General features: G+C 61.4%; 10 protein-coding genes, 2 tRNA genes and 2 rRNA genes. 12 read left to right on the plus strand and 2 right to left on the minus strand.

Annotated elements, in window-relative coordinates; translation table 11 throughout:
• Positions 1–8: 8 nt before the first annotated feature.
• The 12 genes from G4G71_RS03750 (at position 9) to G4G71_RS03805 (ending at position 12,979) form a co-directional block, all read left to right on the plus strand.
• A tRNA-Ile gene (locus G4G71_RS03750) sits at positions 9–85 on the plus strand.
• Between the two features lie 26 nt (positions 86–111).
• Positions 112–187, plus strand: a tRNA-Ala gene (locus tag G4G71_RS03755).
• A 230-nt stretch (positions 188–417) separates the two neighbouring features.
• Positions 418–3,309, plus strand: a 23S ribosomal RNA gene (locus tag G4G71_RS03760).
• Between the two features lie 134 nt (positions 3,310–3,443).
• Positions 3,444–3,559, plus strand: a 5S ribosomal RNA gene (gene rrf, locus G4G71_RS03765).
• Between the two features lie 76 nt (positions 3,560–3,635).
• A complete protein-coding gene (locus G4G71_RS03770) occupies positions 3,636–3,869 on the plus strand; it encodes a hypothetical protein (protein ID WP_169935456.1) in 234 nt (77 codons plus the stop codon).
• Between the two features lie 234 nt (positions 3,870–4,103).
• Positions 4,104–5,075, plus strand: coding sequence for a phosphate ABC transporter substrate-binding protein PstS (locus G4G71_RS03775; protein WP_054910037.1), 972 nt, complete (start codon positions 4,104–4,106; stop codon positions 5,073–5,075).
• 395 nt (positions 5,076–5,470) lie between these two features.
• Positions 5,471–7,504 carry an ABC transporter permease subunit gene (locus G4G71_RS03780; protein ID WP_169942507.1) on the plus strand — a complete coding sequence of 678 codons (2,034 nt, stop codon included), beginning with the start codon at positions 5,471–5,473 and terminating at the stop codon, positions 7,502–7,504.
• A gap of 24 nt (positions 7,505–7,528) precedes the next feature.
• The gene (gene pstA, locus G4G71_RS03785) at positions 7,529–9,205 is read left to right on the plus strand and encodes a phosphate ABC transporter permease PstA (protein ID WP_169935457.1); all 1,677 of its coding nucleotides are present in this window, start codon (positions 7,529–7,531) and stop codon (positions 9,203–9,205) included.
• A 52-nt stretch (positions 9,206–9,257) separates the two neighbouring features.
• Entirely contained in the window at positions 9,258–10,094 is an 837-nt protein-coding gene (gene pstB / locus G4G71_RS03790) for a phosphate ABC transporter ATP-binding protein PstB (protein WP_169935458.1), read from the plus strand.
• Positions 10,095–10,179: 85 nt separating this feature from the next.
• Positions 10,180–10,923, plus strand: coding sequence for a phosphate signaling complex protein PhoU (gene phoU, locus G4G71_RS03795; RefSeq protein WP_054910041.1), 744 nt, complete (start codon positions 10,180–10,182; stop codon positions 10,921–10,923).
• 133 nt (positions 10,924–11,056) lie between these two features.
• Entirely contained in the window at positions 11,057–11,956 is a 900-nt protein-coding gene (locus tag G4G71_RS03800; protein WP_169935459.1) for a response regulator, read from the plus strand.
• A 123-nt stretch (positions 11,957–12,079) separates the two neighbouring features.
• Complete coding sequence (locus G4G71_RS03805) at positions 12,080–12,979, plus strand: peptidoglycan DD-metalloendopeptidase family protein (protein WP_169935461.1); 900 nt, start codon at positions 12,080–12,082, stop codon at positions 12,977–12,979.
• A 154-nt stretch (positions 12,980–13,133) separates the two neighbouring features.
• On the opposite strand, the gene G4G71_RS03810 is transcribed toward G4G71_RS03805, so the two are convergent.
• On the minus strand, positions 13,134–14,474 hold the full coding sequence (locus G4G71_RS03810) for a hemolysin family protein (protein WP_054910044.1): 1,341 nt from the start codon (positions 14,472–14,474) through the stop codon (positions 13,134–13,136).
• A gap of 92 nt (positions 14,475–14,566) precedes the next feature.
• A complete protein-coding gene (gene phoR / locus G4G71_RS03815) occupies positions 14,567–15,871 on the minus strand; it encodes a phosphate regulon sensor histidine kinase PhoR (RefSeq protein ID WP_169935463.1) in 1,305 nt (434 codons plus the stop codon).
• Positions 15,872–15,902 lie beyond the last annotated feature (31 nt).

Below are 15,902 nucleotides of genomic sequence, written 5' to 3' on the forward strand. Positions count from 1 at the left end.
AGACGATTGGGTCTGTAGCTCAGTTGGTTAGAGCGCACCCCTGATAAGGGTGAGGTCGGCAGTTCGAATCTGCCCAGACCCACCAATTGTTGTGGTGTGCTGCGATCCGATGGGGCCATAGCTCAGCTGGGAGAGCGCCTGCTTTGCACGCAGGAGGTCAGGAGTTCGATCCTCCTTGGCTCCACCATTAAATCGTCGAAAGCTCAGACATGAATGTTCAGGTTGAACGAACATTGATGTCTGGTCTTTGTGCCAGAACTGTTCTTTAAAAATTTGGGTATGTGATAGAAGTAGACTGAATAATCTCTTTCACTGGTGATTATTCAAGTCAAGGTAAAATTTGCGAGTTCAAGCGCGAATTTTCGGCGAATGTCGTCTTCACGTTCGAGACAATAACCAGATTGCTTGGGGTTATATGGTCAAGTGAAGAAGCGCATACGGTGGATGCCTTGGCAGTCAGAGGCGATGAAAGACGTGGTAGCCTGCGATAAGCTTCGGGGAGTCGGCAAACAGACTTTGATCCGGAGATCTCTGAATGGGGAAACCCACCTGGCATAAGCTAGGTATCTTGTACTGAATACATAGGTGCAAGAGGCGAACCAGGGGAACTGAAACATCTAAGTACCCTGAGGAAAAGAAATCAACCGAGATTCCCTTAGTAGTGGCGAGCGAACGGGGATTAGCCCTTAAGCTTCTTTGAATCTAACAGAACGCTCTGGAAAGTGCGGCCATAGTGGGTGATAGCCCCGTATGTGAAAGGTTCTTTGAAGTGAAATCGAGTAGGACGGAGCACGAGAAACTTTGTCTGAATATGGGGGGACCATCCTCCAAGGCTAAATACTACTGACTGACCGATAGTGAACCAGTACCGTGAGGGAAAGGCGAAAAGAACCCCGGAGAGGGGAGTGAAATAGAACCTGAAACCGTATGCGTACAAGCAGTGGGAGCCTACTTTGTTAGGTGACTGCGTACCTTTTGTATAATGGGTCAGCGACTTATATTCAGTGGCGAGCTTAACCGTATAGGGAAGGCGTAGCGAAAGCGAGTCTTAATAGGGCGTTTTAGTCGCTGGGTATAGACCCGAAACCGGGCGATCTATCCATGAGCAGGTTGAAGGTTAGGTAACACTGACTGGAGGACCGAACCCACTCCCGTTGAAAAGGTAGGGGATGACTTGTGGATCGGAGTGAAAGGCTAATCAAGCTCGGAGATAGCTGGTTCTCCTCGAAAGCTATTTAGGTAGCGCCTCACGTATCACTCCAGGGGGTAGAGCACTGTTTCGGCTAGGGGGTCATCCCGACTTACCAAACCGATGCAAACTCCGAATACCTGGAAGTGTCAGCGTGGGAGACACACGGCGGGTGCTAACGTCCGTCGTGAAAAGGGAAACAACCCAGACCGTCAGCTAAGGTCCCAAAGTTATGGTTAAGTGGTAAACGATGTGGGAAGGCTTAGACAGCTAGGAGGTTGGCTTAGAAGCAGCCACCCTTTAAAGAAAGCGTAATAGCTCACTAGTCGAGTCGGCCTGCGCGGAAGATGTAACGGGGCTCAAACCATACACCGAAGCTACGGGTGCATCGCAAGATGCGCGGTAGAGGAGCGTTCTGTAAGCCTGTGAAGGTGAGTTGAGAAGCTTGCTGGAGGTATCAGAAGTGCGAATGCTGACATGAGTAACGACAATGGGAGTGAAAAACTCCCACGCCGAAAGACCAAGGGTTCCTGCGCAACGTTAATCGACGCAGGGTTAGTCGGTCCCTAAGGCGAGGCTGAAGAGCGTAGTCGATGGGAAACAGGTTAATATTCCTGTACTTCTAGTTACTGCGATGGAGGGACGGAGAAGGCTAGGCCAGCTTGGCGTTGGTTGTCCAAGTTTAAGGTGGTAGGCAGAGATCTTAGGTAAATCCGGGGTCTTAATGCCGAGAGCTGATGACGAGTCATCTTTCAGATGATGAAGTGGTTGATGCCATGCTTCCAGGAAAAGCTTCTAAGCTTCAGGTAACTAGGAACCGTACCCCAAACCGACACAGGTGGTTGGGTAGAGAATACCAAGGCGCTTGAGAGAACTCGGGTGAAGGAACTAGGCAAAATGGCACCGTAACTTCGGGAGAAGGTGCGCCGGCGAGGGTGAAGCATTTACTGCGTAAGCCCATGCCGGTCGAAGATACCAGGCCGCTGCGACTGTTTATTAAAAACACAGCACTCTGCAAACACGAAAGTGGACGTATAGGGTGTGACGCCTGCCCGGTGCCGGAAGGTTAATTGATGGGGTTAGCGAAAGCGAAGCTCTTGATCGAAGCCCCGGTAAACGGCGGCCGTAACTATAACGGTCCTAAGGTAGCGAAATTCCTTGTCGGGTAAGTTCCGACCTGCACGAATGGCGTAACGATGGCGGCGCTGTCTCCACCCGAGACTCAGTGAAATTGAAATCGCTGTGAAGATGCAGTGTATCCGCGGCTAGACGGAAAGACCCCGTGAACCTTTACTGTAGCTTTGCACTGGACTTTGAGCCTGCTTGTGTAGGATAGGTGGGAGGCTTTGAAGCGTGGACGCCAGTCTGCGTGGAGCCATCCTTGAAATACCACCCTGGCATGCTTGAGGTTCTAACTCTGGTCCGTTATCCGGATCGAGGACAGTGTATGGTGGGCAGTTTGACTGGGGCGGTCTCCTCCTAAAGAGTAACGGAGGAGTACGAAGGTGCGCTCAGACCGGTCGGAAATCGGTCGTAGAGTATAAAGGCAAAAGCGCGCTTGACTGCGAGACAGACACGTCGAGCAGGTACGAAAGTAGGTCTTAGTGATCCGGTGGTTCTGTATGGAAGGGCCATCGCTCAACGGATAAAAGGTACTCCGGGGATAACAGGCTGATACCGCCCAAGAGTTCATATCGACGGCGGTGTTTGGCACCTCGATGTCGGCTCATCACATCCTGGGGCTGAAGCCGGTCCCAAGGGTATGGCTGTTCGCCATTTAAAGTGGTACGCGAGCTGGGTTTAGAACGTCGTGAGACAGTTCGGTCCCTATCTGCCGTGGACGTTTGAGATTTGAGAGGGGCTGCTCCTAGTACGAGAGGACCGGAGTGGACGAACCTCTGGTGTTCCGGTTGTCACGCCAGTGGCATTGCCGGGTAGCTATGTTCGGAATAGATAACCGCTGAAAGCATCTAAGCGGGAAACTAGCCTCAAGATGAGATCTCACTGGGAACTTGATTCCCCTGAAGGGCCGTCGAAGACTACGACGTTGATAGGTCGGGTGTGTAAGCGCTGTGAGGCGTTGAGCTAACCGATACTAATTGCCCGTGAGGCTTGACCATATAACACCCAAACAATTTGCGTGTTGTACGGTGAAGACGTAACGAACCGAAAGTTCGTGTGAACCGCAAATACCTGTCACATACCCGAATCTGGATGAACGTGTGCACTTGCCACGAGCGTCCATAAAGAATTGCTTGACGACCATAGAGCGTTGGAACCACCTGATCCCATCCCGAACTCAGTAGTGAAACGACGCATCGCCGATGGTAGTGTGGAGTTTCTCCATGTGAGAGTAGGTCATCGTCAAGCTCCTATCCCAAGACCCCTGGTCAGCATCGCTGGCCGGGGGTTTTGCTTTTGCGCGGGAAAAAGGTCGCCCCTCGACATGGAAACGTTGATTTCAACCCTCATTCTGCTGGGTGTTCTGAGCCTCAGCGTCGGCCAGTTGCTTGCCTTCTTCCTGTTGCTTACGCGAGCGGGACCAACTGCGCTGCTTGCATTGATCATCCCAGGCTTCGGCTTCTTTCTCGGACGCCGGCATGGCATTTATAAATGGCTCCTGCTGCCGTATCTGGTGTGCATGGGGTGCTTCATCGCTGCGATGATCGTGGCCGGATGAGCCCCGCGACGAGCCGGCGAGTCGTCGGGGCAGACTCAGCAATAGGCGCTCTAGAACAGTCATTTCAGCGCGATTTTCCCCATTCGGAAGGCGCCATTCTTGCTGTTACAAAACCTCTGCTGCAGCACTGATGGCACTTCATCCAACTGTCACATTAGTGTCATAGAGTCTTCATGCGGCCTCACGATACTGGCCCCCGTTCCATCCAACCCCATTCTCCTTAAGGAGCAAGGCATGAAACTCAAGCGTTTGATGGCGGCCCTGACTTTTGTCGCCGCAGGCGTAGGCACCGCCAGTGCGGTGGCCGCGATCGATCCGGCTCTGCCGGACTACCAGAAAGCCAGCGGTGTGTCGGGTAACCTGTCGAGCGTCGGTTCCGACACTCTGGCCAACCTGATGACCATGTGGGCGGAAGAGTACAAGCGCCTGTACCCGAACGTGAACGTGCAGATCCAGGCCGCCGGTTCCTCCACCGCGCCGCCGGCTCTGACCGAAGGCACCGCCAACCTGGGCCCGATGAGCCGCAAGATGAAGGACGTCGAGCTGCAGGCCTTCGAGCAGAAGTACGGCTACAAGCCGACTGCTGTTCCGGTTGCCGTGGACGCCCTGGCCATCTTCGTGCACAAGGACAACCCCATCAAAGGCCTGACCATGCAACAGGTCGACGCCATCTTCTCCTCCACCCGCCTGTGTGGCGGCAAGTCGGAAGTGAAGACCTGGGGCGACCTGGGCCTGACCGGCGACTGGGCCAACAAGCCCGTCCAGCTGTTCGGTCGTAACTCCGTCTCCGGCACTTACGGCTACTTCAAGGAAGAAGCCCTGTGCAAAGGCGACTACAAGCCGAACGTGAACGAGCAGCCGGGTTCGGCTTCCGTGGTGCAGTCGGTCAGCCAGTCCCTGAACGGCGTTGGCTACTCCGGTATCGGTTACAAGACCGCTAGCGTGAAGACCGTTGCCCTGGCCAAGAAAGAAGGCGGCGAGTTCATCGAAGACAACGAAGCTAACGCCCTGAACGGTAGCTACCCGCTGTCGCGCTTCCTCTACGTCTACGTCAACAAGGCGCCGAACAAGCCGCTGAACCCGCTGGAAGCCCAGTTCCTGAAGATGGTGCTCTCCAAGACCGGCCAGCAGGTTGTCGTGAAAGATGGCTACATCCCGCTGCCGTCCAAAGTCGCCGAAAAAGCGATCAAGGACCTGGGTCTGTAATCAGCCTTCAAACCGGGCGGAGATCCCCGTCCGGCATGGGCTGACGCTTACTCGACCGAGCCCGCCAGCATGGCTCTGCTGGTGGGCTTTGTCGCGTCACTTCCATGTCATCTTTCTGTCATATAGGGCCGCTAGGGTGTCACTCCATGAACGACATGGCCAACTCCCCGATGACTTCTTCTCTCCCCGAGCGGATCGATTTCAATACGCCTGCCCTGCAGCGCAAGCGCCGTATCCGGGCGCTGAAGGATCGACTGACCCGTTGGTACGTCCTGGTCGGCGGTCTTGCCGTACTGGCTGCCATTACCCTGATTTTCTTCTACCTCGCCTACGTCGTGCTGCCGCTGTTCCGCGGCGCCGAACTGGAGACCCGCGAACCCCTGGCTCCCGCCTGGCTGAAGACGGCCCAGGCGCCGCTGCTGCTGAGCATCGAAGAGCAGAACATGGTGGGCATGCGCGTCGCCGCGAACGGCGAGGTGGTGTTCTTCGACGCCAAGAAAGGCGACGAGATGGACCGCGTTGCGCTGAAGCTGCCTGCCGGCACCAGCGTCACCTCCATCGCCGAGGACCAGCCGGGTCACCCGACCGTCGCGCTGGGCCTGTCCAACGGTCAGGTGCTGGTGTTCAAGCACAACTACAAGGTCACCTACCCGGACAACAAGAAGACCATCACTCCGCACATCGACTATCCCTATGGCGAAGCCGCGATGAACCTGGATCCCCAGGGCCGCCCGCTGGAGCACGTGGCGATCGTCTCGGGTGATGACAGCCTGTTGCTGGCCGCGTCCACCGGCAGCGAGATGCTCCTGCTCGGCCTGACCCAGCAGGAAAACATGCTGACCGGCGAAAGCACCCTGCAGGAAGAGCGCATCAACCTGCCGCAGATCGCCGACCCGGTGAAAGCCATCTACATGGACCCGCGCAAGCAGTGGCTCTATGTGCTCAATGGACGTGCCCAGGCCGACGTCTTCAACCTGAATACCCACCAGCTCAACGGCCGCTACAAGCTGCTGGATGATGCCTCCGCCGAAGTGACCGCCAGCAGCCAACTGCTGGGTGGCATCTCGCTGATGGTCGGCGACTCCAAGGGCGGCATCGGTCAGTGGTTCATGGCCCGTGGTGAAGATGGCGAACCGCGCCTGTCCCACGTACGTGACTTCAAGCTGGGCGACCAGCCGATCTCCAGCATCGCGCCGGAGCAGCGCCGCAAGGGCTTCCTGGCCCTCGACAAGCAAGGCAACCTGGGCATCTTCCACAGCACCGCGCACCGCACGCTGCTGGCGGAGAACGTCGCTCCGTCCGCCGGTCCGATGGCCCTGTCCCCGCGCGCCAACCGCCTGATCGTAGAGCAGGGTGGCGAGCTGCGTCGCTTCAACCTGAGCAACCCGCACCCTGAGGTGTCCTTCAGTGCGCTGTGGGGCAAGGTCTGGTACGAGAGCTACGACAAACCGTCCTACGTCTGGCAGTCCACCGCCGCGACCACCGACTTCGAGCCCAAGCTGAGCCTGTCGCCGCTGACCTTCGGTACGCTGAAGGCCGCGTTCTACGCGATGATCCTCGCCGCGCCGCTGGCCATTGCCGCCGCGGTCTACACCGCCTACTTCATGGCTCCGGGCATGCGCCGCAAGGTCAAGCCGGTGATCGAGCTGATGGAAGCGCTGCCGACCGTGATCCTCGGCTTCTTTGCCGGCCTGTTCCTGGCGCCCTACGTCGAAGGCCACCTGCCCGGTATCTTCAGCCTGCTGCTGCTTACGCCGTTGGGCATCCTCGCCGCCGGCCTGATCTGGAGCCGACTGCCCGAGCGCATCCGCCTGAGCCTGCCGGCCGGCTGGGAAGCGGCGATCCTGATCCCTGTGGTCCTCGCCACCGGCGCTTTCGCCCTGTGGATGAGCCCGCACCTGGAGACCCTGTTCTTCGGTGGCGACATGCGCCTGTGGATCAGCCACGACCTGGGCATCACCTACGACCAGCGCAACGCCCTGGTAGTCGGCCTGGCCATGGGCTTCGCGGTGATCCCGAACATCTTCTCCATCGCCGAAGACGCCATCTTCAGCGTGCCGCGCAGCCTGACCTACGGCTCCCTGGCCCTGGGCGCCACGCCCTGGCAGACGCTGACCCGCGTGGTGATCCTGACCGCCAGCCCGGGCATCTTCTCCGCGCTGATGATCGGCATGGGCCGCGCCGTGGGCGAGACGATGATCGTACTGATGGCCACCGGCAACACCCCGGTCATGGACGTGAACATCTTCCAGGGCATGCGAACGCTGGCGGCGAACGTCGCGGTGGAAATGCCCGAGTCGGAGGTCGGCGGGACTCACTACCGCGTGCTGTTCCTTTCGGCACTGGTACTGCTGTCCTTCACCTTCGTGATGAACACCCTGGCAGAGCTGATCCGTCAGCGCCTGCGCAAGAAATACGCGTCGCTCTAAGCGCCGCCCGACGAGGCTAGTTCCGTGAAACAGAAACAGGAATCCGTCAAAGCGTGGTTCGCCAGCGGTTCTCCCTGGGTGTGGATGAACGCGGGTGCGGTGTCCATCGCCGTGATCATGACCATCGGCCTGCTCGCCGTGATCGCCGTGCGCGGTCTCGGCCACTTCTGGCCGGCGGACGTGATCGAGGCGACGTACAGCGTCCCCGGTGAAGGGCCCAAGACCCTGATCGGCGAGGAAGTGCAAGTCGAGCAGGTACCGCGTGCGCGCCTGCGCGGCGCCGGCCTGCCGGTGCCGGACAACGGCCCGGAATTCATGACCCGCGAACTGCTCAAGCTGGGCAACCGTGACCTGTATGGCAGCGACTTCTCCTGGGTGATCGGCGAGTGGCTGACCGATCGTCATCACCCCGCCGAGCTGGTGACCCTGGAGCGCCGCGAGTGGGGCAACTTCTACGGCTACCTGCTCAGCGTCAAGGAAAACGGCAAGGTCGTTGCCGAAGGTCCCGGCGCCATGGCCGAGCTGCAGACCCGGCTCAAGCGCGTCGATGAGCTCTACTCCAAGCTGTATCGGCTGGAGAAGAAGGACATCGGCGGCATCAACCATGGCCTTGAGCGCCTCCGCCTGAAGGAACGTGGCCTGCAGTTGAACAACAAGCTGGATGCCACCGCCGAGGCCGACATCGCCGCCGGCCGCGCCGAGCTGAACGCCCAGTACAAGGTGCTGGAAGAGCAGCTCAACGGCCTGCATCAGGAGTTCAACCGCGACAGCATCGTCATGCGCGATGCCTCCGGCAAGGAAACCGAGATCAGCGTCGGCAAGCTGGTGCACGCCTACCAGCCCAACCAGATGGGCGTCGCCACCAAGCTGGGCTTCTACTTCAAGAAACTGTGGGAATTCCTCAGCGACGACCCACGTGAAGCCAACACCGAGGGCGGTATCTTCCCGGCCATCTTCGGCACCGTGATGATGACCCTGGTGATGGCCGTGATCGTCACCCCGTTCGGTGTGATCGCCGCGGTCTACCTGCGCGAGTACGCTCGCCAGGGCCTGCTGACCCGGATCATCCGCATCGCGGTGAACAACCTCGCGGGCGTTCCGGCGATCGTCTACGGCGTGTTCGGCCTGGGCTTCTTCGTCTACGTGCTGGGCGGATCCCTCGACCGAATGTTCTTCCCCGAGGCCCTGCCAGCGCCGACCTTTGGCACGCCGGGCCTGTTCTGGGCCTCGCTGACCCTGGCTATCCTCGCGGTGCCGGTGGTGATCGTGGCCACCGAGGAAGGCCTCGCGCGTATCCCGCGTGCTACCCGCGAAGGTTCGCTGGCCCTGGGCGCGACCAAGGCCGAGACCTTGTGGAAAGTGGTCCTGCCGATGGCCAGCCCGGCGATGATGACCGGCCTGATTCTCGCCGTGGCCCGCGCCGCGGGTGAAGTGGCACCGCTGATGCTGGTGGGCGTGGTGAAGCTGGCTCCGGCGCTGCCGGTGGATGGCAACTACCCCTACGTGCACCTGGACCAGAAGATCATGCACCTGGGCTTCCACATCTATGACGTCGGCTTCCAGAGCCCCAACGTCGAGGCTGCACGCCCGCTGGTATATGCCACCGCGTTGCTGCTGGTGATGGTGATCGCCCTGCTGAACTTCTCGGCCATCGCCATTCGTAACCGCCTGCGCGAAAAGTACAAGGCGCTGGAAAACTGATTCTGCAGGCGGCGGGCAAGGCCCGCCGCCAAGCCTCCCAAGGAGACTGAACATGCAACATGAAACCTCATCCCACGGCATCGACATCGGCGCGCTCGGTCGCGGCGACCGCCACGGCATGAAGCTGGAAAGCGAGACCGTCGCCCTCGAAGTGCCGGGCCTGAGCCTGTTCTACGGCGAGAAACAGGCGCTGTTCGACGTCAGCATGAACATCCCCAAGCAGCGCGTGACCGCCTTCATCGGCCCGTCCGGTTGCGGCAAGTCCACCCTGCTGCGCTGCTTCAACCGCATGAACGACCTGGTCGACGGCTGCAACGTGAAGGGCGAGATCCGCCTGGACGGCCACAACATCTTCGCCAAGAACGTCGACGTCGCCGAACTGCGCCGCCGCGTCGGCATGGTGTTCCAGAAGCCCAACCCGTTCCCCAAGAGCATCTACGAGAACGTGGTGTACGGCCTGCGCATCCAGGGCATCAACAAGAAGCGTGTGCTCGATGAAGCTGTCGAGTGGGCGCTCAAAGGCGCCGCGCTGTGGGACGAGGTAAAGGATCGCCTGCACGAGTCCGCCCTCGGTCTCTCCGGTGGTCAGCAACAGCGTCTGGTCATCGCCCGCACCATCGCCGTGGAGCCGGAAGTGCTGCTGCTCGACGAACCCTGCTCGGCGCTGGACCCGATCTCCACCCTGAAGATCGAAGAGCTGATCTACGAGCTGAAATCCAAGTTCACCATCGTCATCGTGACCCACAACATGCAGCAGGCCGCGCGCGTCTCCGACTACACGGCGTTCATGTACATGGGCAAGCTGATCGAGTTCGGCGATACCGATACCCTGTTCACCAACCCGGCCAAGAAGCAGACGGAAGACTACATCACCGGTCGCTACGGCTAGTTTCGCGGTATCGCGTGCGCGGTAGAACTTCCCGGAGAACATCACAAGCCAGCGGCCCGGAGCCTGCGGCTTTCGCGGAGCGAACATGATCAACAAAGAAAGCCTCACCCACCACATCTCGCAGCAGTTCAATGCCGAGCTGGAAGATGTGCGCAGCCATCTGCTGGCCATGGGTGGCCTGGTGGAGAAGCAGGTCAACGACGCCGTCAACGCGCTGATCGACGCCGATTCCGGCCTCGCCCAGCAGGTGCGCGAGATCGACGACCAGATCAACCAGATGGAGCGCAACATCGACGAGGAATGCCTGCGCATCCTCGCCCGCCGCCAGCCGGCCGCCTCCGACCTGCGCCTGATCATCAGCATCTCCAAGTCGGTGATTGACCTCGAGCGCATCGGCGACGAAGCCTCGAAGATCGCCCGCCGCGCCATCCAGCTGTGCGAGGAAGGCGAATCACCGCGCGGCTACGTCGAGGTGCGCCACATCGGCAACCAGGTGCGCAAGATGGTGCAGGAGGCGCTGGACGCCTTTGCCCGTTTCGATGCGGACCTCGCGCTGTCGGTCGCGCAGTACGACAAGACCGTCGACCGCGAATACAAGACCGCCCTGCGCGAGCTGGTCACCTACATGATGGAAGACCCGCGCGCCATCTCCCGCGTGCTCAACGTCATCTGGGCCCTGCGCTCGCTGGAGCGTATCGGCGACCATGCACGCAACATCGCCGAACTGGTGATCTACCTGGTGCGCGGCACCGATGTCCGCCACATCGGCCTGACCCGCATGAAGGAAGAAGTACAGGGCACCGCTGCCAAGGCAGACAAGGCCGAATAAGCCAGACGCCCGTGCCAGAACGAACCCGGCCCTCGCGCCGGGTTCGTCATTTTATGGCCAGGCGGTCCCGCACCAATGGCACGTAGCCACCCGGCAAGGCTATTCTTCGCCCTATCGTTTGCGGGAGATGCCGATGGGCAAAGTCAGTGTGCTGGTGGTGGATGACGCTCCGTTCATCCGTGACCTGGTGAAGAAGGGGCTGCGGGACCATTTCCCCGGCCTGCAGATCGAAGAGGCGGTCAACGGCCGCAAGGCCCAGCAGTTCCTCGCGCGCCAACCGGTGGACCTGATCCTCTGCGACTGGGAAATGCCCGAGCTCTCGGGTATCGAGTTGCTCACCTGGTGCCGCGAGCAGGACAGCCTGAAGACCACACCCTTCATCATGGTCACCAGCCGTGGCGACAAGGACAACGTGGTGCAGGCCATCCAGGCCGGCGTCTCCGATTTCATCGGCAAGCCGTTCTCCAACGACCAGCTGGTGAGCAAGGTGAAGAAAGCGCTGTCGCGTGCCGGCAAGCTGGAAGCCCTGGCAGCGCAGGCGCCGCAGCGCAGCCTGGTCGGCTCGATGCCCAACGACTCCCTGGCCGCCCTTACCGGTGGCAAGGCAGAAGTGGTTCGTCCGGCGGCGGCACCCGCCGCGCCACGCCCGGCTCCGGCTGCTGCAGCACCGACAGTGGCCGCTCCCGCCGCGCGCAGTGGCGCCAAGGGCCAGCAAGGGCAACTGCGCCTGCCTTCGGCGAACCTGCCCTGCGTCATCAAGGCGCTGAGCCTCAAGGAAGCGTTGCTGGTAGTGAAGCGCGGTACGCCGCTGCCGCAGGTGCTGGAAAGCGCCGTGCTCGATCTGGAGGAAGACAGCGACGTCGCTCGCCTCAACGGCTACCTGCACGCCGTGGCAGCGCTGGAGCCCAAGCCGGACAGCGAGTGGCTGCAACTGACCTTCCGTTTCGTCGACCGTGATCCACAGAAGCTCGACTACCTGTCGCGCCTGATCGCCCGCGGCAGCACCCAGAAGCATTACGTGCCCGGCGCCTGATTCGGTTACAAATGGGCCGCCCTCTGGGTAGTACTGCTTCACAGGCCGACCGGCGGCAGGTCGCGGCGCAGGGCCTGCGCTGCTAGTCTTGCCAGCGTCGCAATACCTATAACCAGAGTCGACATGCTAGGGCGCAGTATCCTCCTGTGCGGTCTATTGGCCGCCTCCGGGACGGCTTCGGCCGTGACCATCTACAAGTACACCGACGCCAACGGCGTGGTCACCTACACGGATAAAGCCGTGGCGGGTGCGGCCGTGTTCGTCTTCCGCGATCGCATGGTCGAGCACCTGGAAGAACAGGTGAAACTGGAGACGAAGAAGCACGCTGGCGGCGAGACGCTGCAGGTGCGCAACGATCTATACGCACCGGTGGAGGTGGAGTTGAGCGTGACCGGCGTGCAGAACGCCGTGGGCGCGCCGGAACGACCGATCCGCTGGGTGCTGGCGCCGCGCAGCTCGATCCGTCTCGCTACTCTGGCTCCGCTCGACCCCGCCAGGCCACTGCGCTACAAGCCCAAGCTGCGCTACGCGCTGGGTGACCCGCGCCCGACGCCCTTGTCCTACCAGTACGCTTTGCCGTGGGTGGGTGGGCCGTTCCGCCTGACCCAGGGCGCCAACGGCCGCTACAGCCACTTCACGCCCAAGGGCCGCTACGCCATGGACATCGCCATGCCGGTGGGCACGCCCATCGTTGCGGCGCGTGGCGGTACCGTGGTGAAGGTCGAGAACGCTCAGGACGGCCGCGGCAAGAATCCTTCCGGCAACTTCGTGCGGGTGCTGCATGACGACGGCACCATGGGCGTGTATCTACACCTCATGCGGGGTTCGGTGCTGGTGCACGAGGGCCAGCGCGTCGGTACCGGCACGCCGCTGGCGCAGTCGGGCAACACCGGCAACAGCAGCGGCCCGCATCTGCACTTCGTGGTGCAGCGCAACGTCGGCCTGGCGCTGGAGTCGATTCCCTATGACTTCTCCCAGCCGGTGGACACGCTGCCGAACTTCGCGGTGGTCAGGGAGCACTGAGCGCAGCGCGGCATCCATGTAGGAGCGAGCTTGCTCGCGAACCCGCCCACCTCCAGCGCATCGGCGAGCACTGTTCGCGAGCAAGCTCGCTCCTACGAAGAGCCAAAGAAAAAGGCTGCCCGAAGGCAGCCTTTTTCATTCAGGGGCAACAGGCTCAGTCGAGCTTCACCACCTTGGCGAGGACGATCTTCGGGCCTTTCATCTTCTTCACGATGATGCGCAGGCCTTCGGTATCCAGGACTTCCTCTTCCTCCGGTACGCGCTTGAGCGTGTCGTAGACGAGGCCGGCGAGGGTGTCGGCCTCGATGTGATCCAGATCGATGCCCAGCAGGCGCTCCAGCTTGAACAGCGGGGTATCGCCACGCACCAGCAGCTTGCCGGGCTGGTAGGCGACGATGCCGCGCTCGGCCTTGCGGTGTTCGTCCTGGATATCGCCGACCAGCACTTCCAGCACGTCTTCCATGGTCAGGTAGCCGACGACCTTGTGGTCGGCTTCCTCCACCAGAGCGAAGTGCGAGCCGCCCTGGCGGAACTGCTCCAGCAGGCGGGCCAGCGGCAGGTGCTTGGTGACCATTTCCAGCGGGTGGGTCAGCTCGTCGAGATCGAAGGACTCCGGCAGGCTGTCCAGCGTGGCCAGGGCCAGCAGCAGGTCCTTGATGTGCAGCAGGCCGATGAACTCGTTCTTCTCGCTGTCGTACACCGGGTAGCGGCTGTACTTGTGGCGGCGAATGGTGGCGAGGATGTCATCCAGCGGCGCCGTGCGCTCGAGGTAGACCAGGTCCTCGCGGGAGTTGGCCCAGTCGGCGACTTCCAGCTCGCCCAGCTCCACTGCCGAAGCCAGCACGCGCATGCCCTGGTCGCTGGGGTCGTGGGCGCGGCTGGAGTGCAGGATCAGTTTCAGCTCATCACGGCTGTAGTGGTGCTCATGGTGCGGGCCCGGTTCGCCCTGCCCGGCGATCTTGAGGATGGCGTTGGCACTGGCGTTGAGCAGCCAGATGGCCGGGTACATGGCCCAGTAGAACAGGTAGAGCGGCACTGCGGTCCACAGCGACAGAAGCTCCGGCTTGCGGATCGCCCAGGACTTGGGCGCGAGCTCGCCGACTACAATGTGCAGGTAGGAAATGATGAAGAACGCGGTGAAGAACGACACGCCGCGGATGACTTCCTCGGAGTGCACGCCAATCGCGGCCAGCAGGGGCTCCAGCAGCTCGGCGAAGGCCGGCTCGCCGACCCAGCCCAGGCCCAGCGATGCCAGGGTGATGCCCAGCTGGCAGGCGGAGAGATAGGCGTCGAGCTGGTTGTGCACCTTGCGCAGGATGGTGCCGCGCCAGCCGTGCTGGTTGGCGATGGTCTCCACGCGGGTGGAGCGCAGCTTGACCATGGCGAACTCGGCGGCGACGAAGAAGCCGTTGAGTACGACGAGGAACAGGGCGAACAGGATCAGGCCGAAATCGGCGAAATAAGTGAGGAAGTTGCTACTAGGGGAAGGGTCCATGGTTCTGTTGGTTTGCAAATGGACGGACAAGAATGCGGTTCAGCGGGCCCGGCTGGCAAGCCCGCTCGCGCAAGAGTCGAAGCGGAGGGCTGCTATGCGCGGCTCTCGACCTGTTGCGGCGGGAAGTGACAGGTGAAGCTGCTGCCCTTGCCCGGCACGCTGCTGATGTCCAGGGTACTGCGATGGCGCAGCAGGACGTGCTTGACGATGGCCAGGCCCAGGCCGGTGCCGCCGGTGCTGGCGTTGCGGCTGGAGTCGACGCGGTAGAAGCGCTCGGTCAGGCGCGGCAGGTGCTTGGGATCGATGCCGATGCCGCTGTCCTGCACGGCCAGGTGCGCGCCCTGTTCGTCGCCCCACCAGCGGATGCGGATCTCGCCTTCATCGGGGGTGTACTTCACGGCGTTGAACACCAGGTTGGAGAAGGCGCTGCGCAGTTCCGCCTCGCTGCCCTTGAGCTTCAGCTTCGAGTCGGCCTCCAGGCTGATGCGATGGTTGCGCGCGCCGGACAGCGCGTGGGCGTCGTTGCGAATCGACAGCAGCATCAGGTCCACCGCCACCGGCTTGTTGTCCGCTGGGTAGTCGGTGGCTTCCAGCTTGGCCAGCAGGAGCAGGTCGTTTAGCAGGTTCTGCATGCGCCCGGCCTGCTGCTGCATCTGCTGCAGCGCGCGGGTCCAGCGCGGGTTCACGTCCTCGACGTTGTCGAGCAGCGTCTCCAGGTAGCCGGCGATCACCGTCAAGGGCGTGCGCAGCTCGTGGGAGACGTTGGCGACGAAGTCCTTGCGCATCTGTTCCAGCTGGTGGACGCGGGTCACGTCGCGCACCAGCATCAGGTGTTCGCCGGCGCCGTACAGGGTGATGTGGAATTGCAGGCGCAGGTTGTCGCTGATGGGGGAGGAAAGCTCCAGCGGCTCGCGGTAATCCTCGCCTTCGAAGTATTCCTTGAAGCGCGGGTGGCGCACCAGGTTGGTGACCGGTTGGCCGCCGTCCTGCGGGCTCTTGAGGCCCAGCAGGCGCTCGGCGGACTGGTTCCACCATTCCAGGTTGCCATCGCGATCGAGCAGGATCATGCCGTCGCGCAGCGCCGCGGTGGATTCCTGCATGCGGTCGATCACCGCCTGCAGGCGCCCGCGGGCCCTCTGGTTGCGCCGCTGCAGGTGGTAGATGCTGTCGAACACCTCGCCCCACAGGCCATAGCCATCGGGCGGGGCTTCATCGGGCTGGTGGTTCTTCAGCCACTTGTGCAGGCGCAGCAACTGCCAGGTCGACCAACCGAGGTAGGCGCCCAGCGCCACGGCGATGGCCCAGCCGTACTGGCCGGTGATCAGGCCGAGCAGCGTGCCGGCGGCTACGACTAGCAGCAGGTGGCGTATCAGCACGCCACTCCAGTTCTGGGTCACGAAATTCCGTTCCTTGTGCCCGCCAGATGAT

The organism is Pseudomonas multiresinivorans (assembly GCF_012971725.1).
GTDB classification, from domain to species: domain Bacteria; phylum Pseudomonadota; class Gammaproteobacteria; order Pseudomonadales; family Pseudomonadaceae; genus Pseudomonas; species Pseudomonas multiresinivorans.

Coding starts and splice junctions, on each gene's coding strand:
- G4G71_RS03770 (WP_169935456.1), top strand. CDS start 3,636: ATGGAAACGTTGATTTCAACCCTCATTCTGCTGGGTGTTCTGAGCCTC.
- G4G71_RS03775 (WP_054910037.1), top strand. CDS start 4,104: ATGAAACTCAAGCGTTTGATGGCGGCCCTGACTTTTGTCGCCGCAGGC.
- G4G71_RS03810 (WP_054910044.1), bottom strand. CDS start 14,474: ATGGACCCTTCCCCTAGTAGCAACTTCCTCACTTATTTCGCCGATTTC.
- phoU (WP_054910041.1), top strand. CDS start 10,180: ATGATCAACAAAGAAAGCCTCACCCACCACATCTCGCAGCAGTTCAAT.
- G4G71_RS03805 (WP_169935461.1), top strand. CDS start 12,080: ATGCTAGGGCGCAGTATCCTCCTGTGCGGTCTATTGGCCGCCTCCGGG.
- G4G71_RS03800 (WP_169935459.1), top strand. CDS start 11,057: ATGGGCAAAGTCAGTGTGCTGGTGGTGGATGACGCTCCGTTCATCCGT.
- pstB (WP_169935458.1), top strand. CDS start 9,258: ATGCAACATGAAACCTCATCCCACGGCATCGACATCGGCGCGCTCGGT.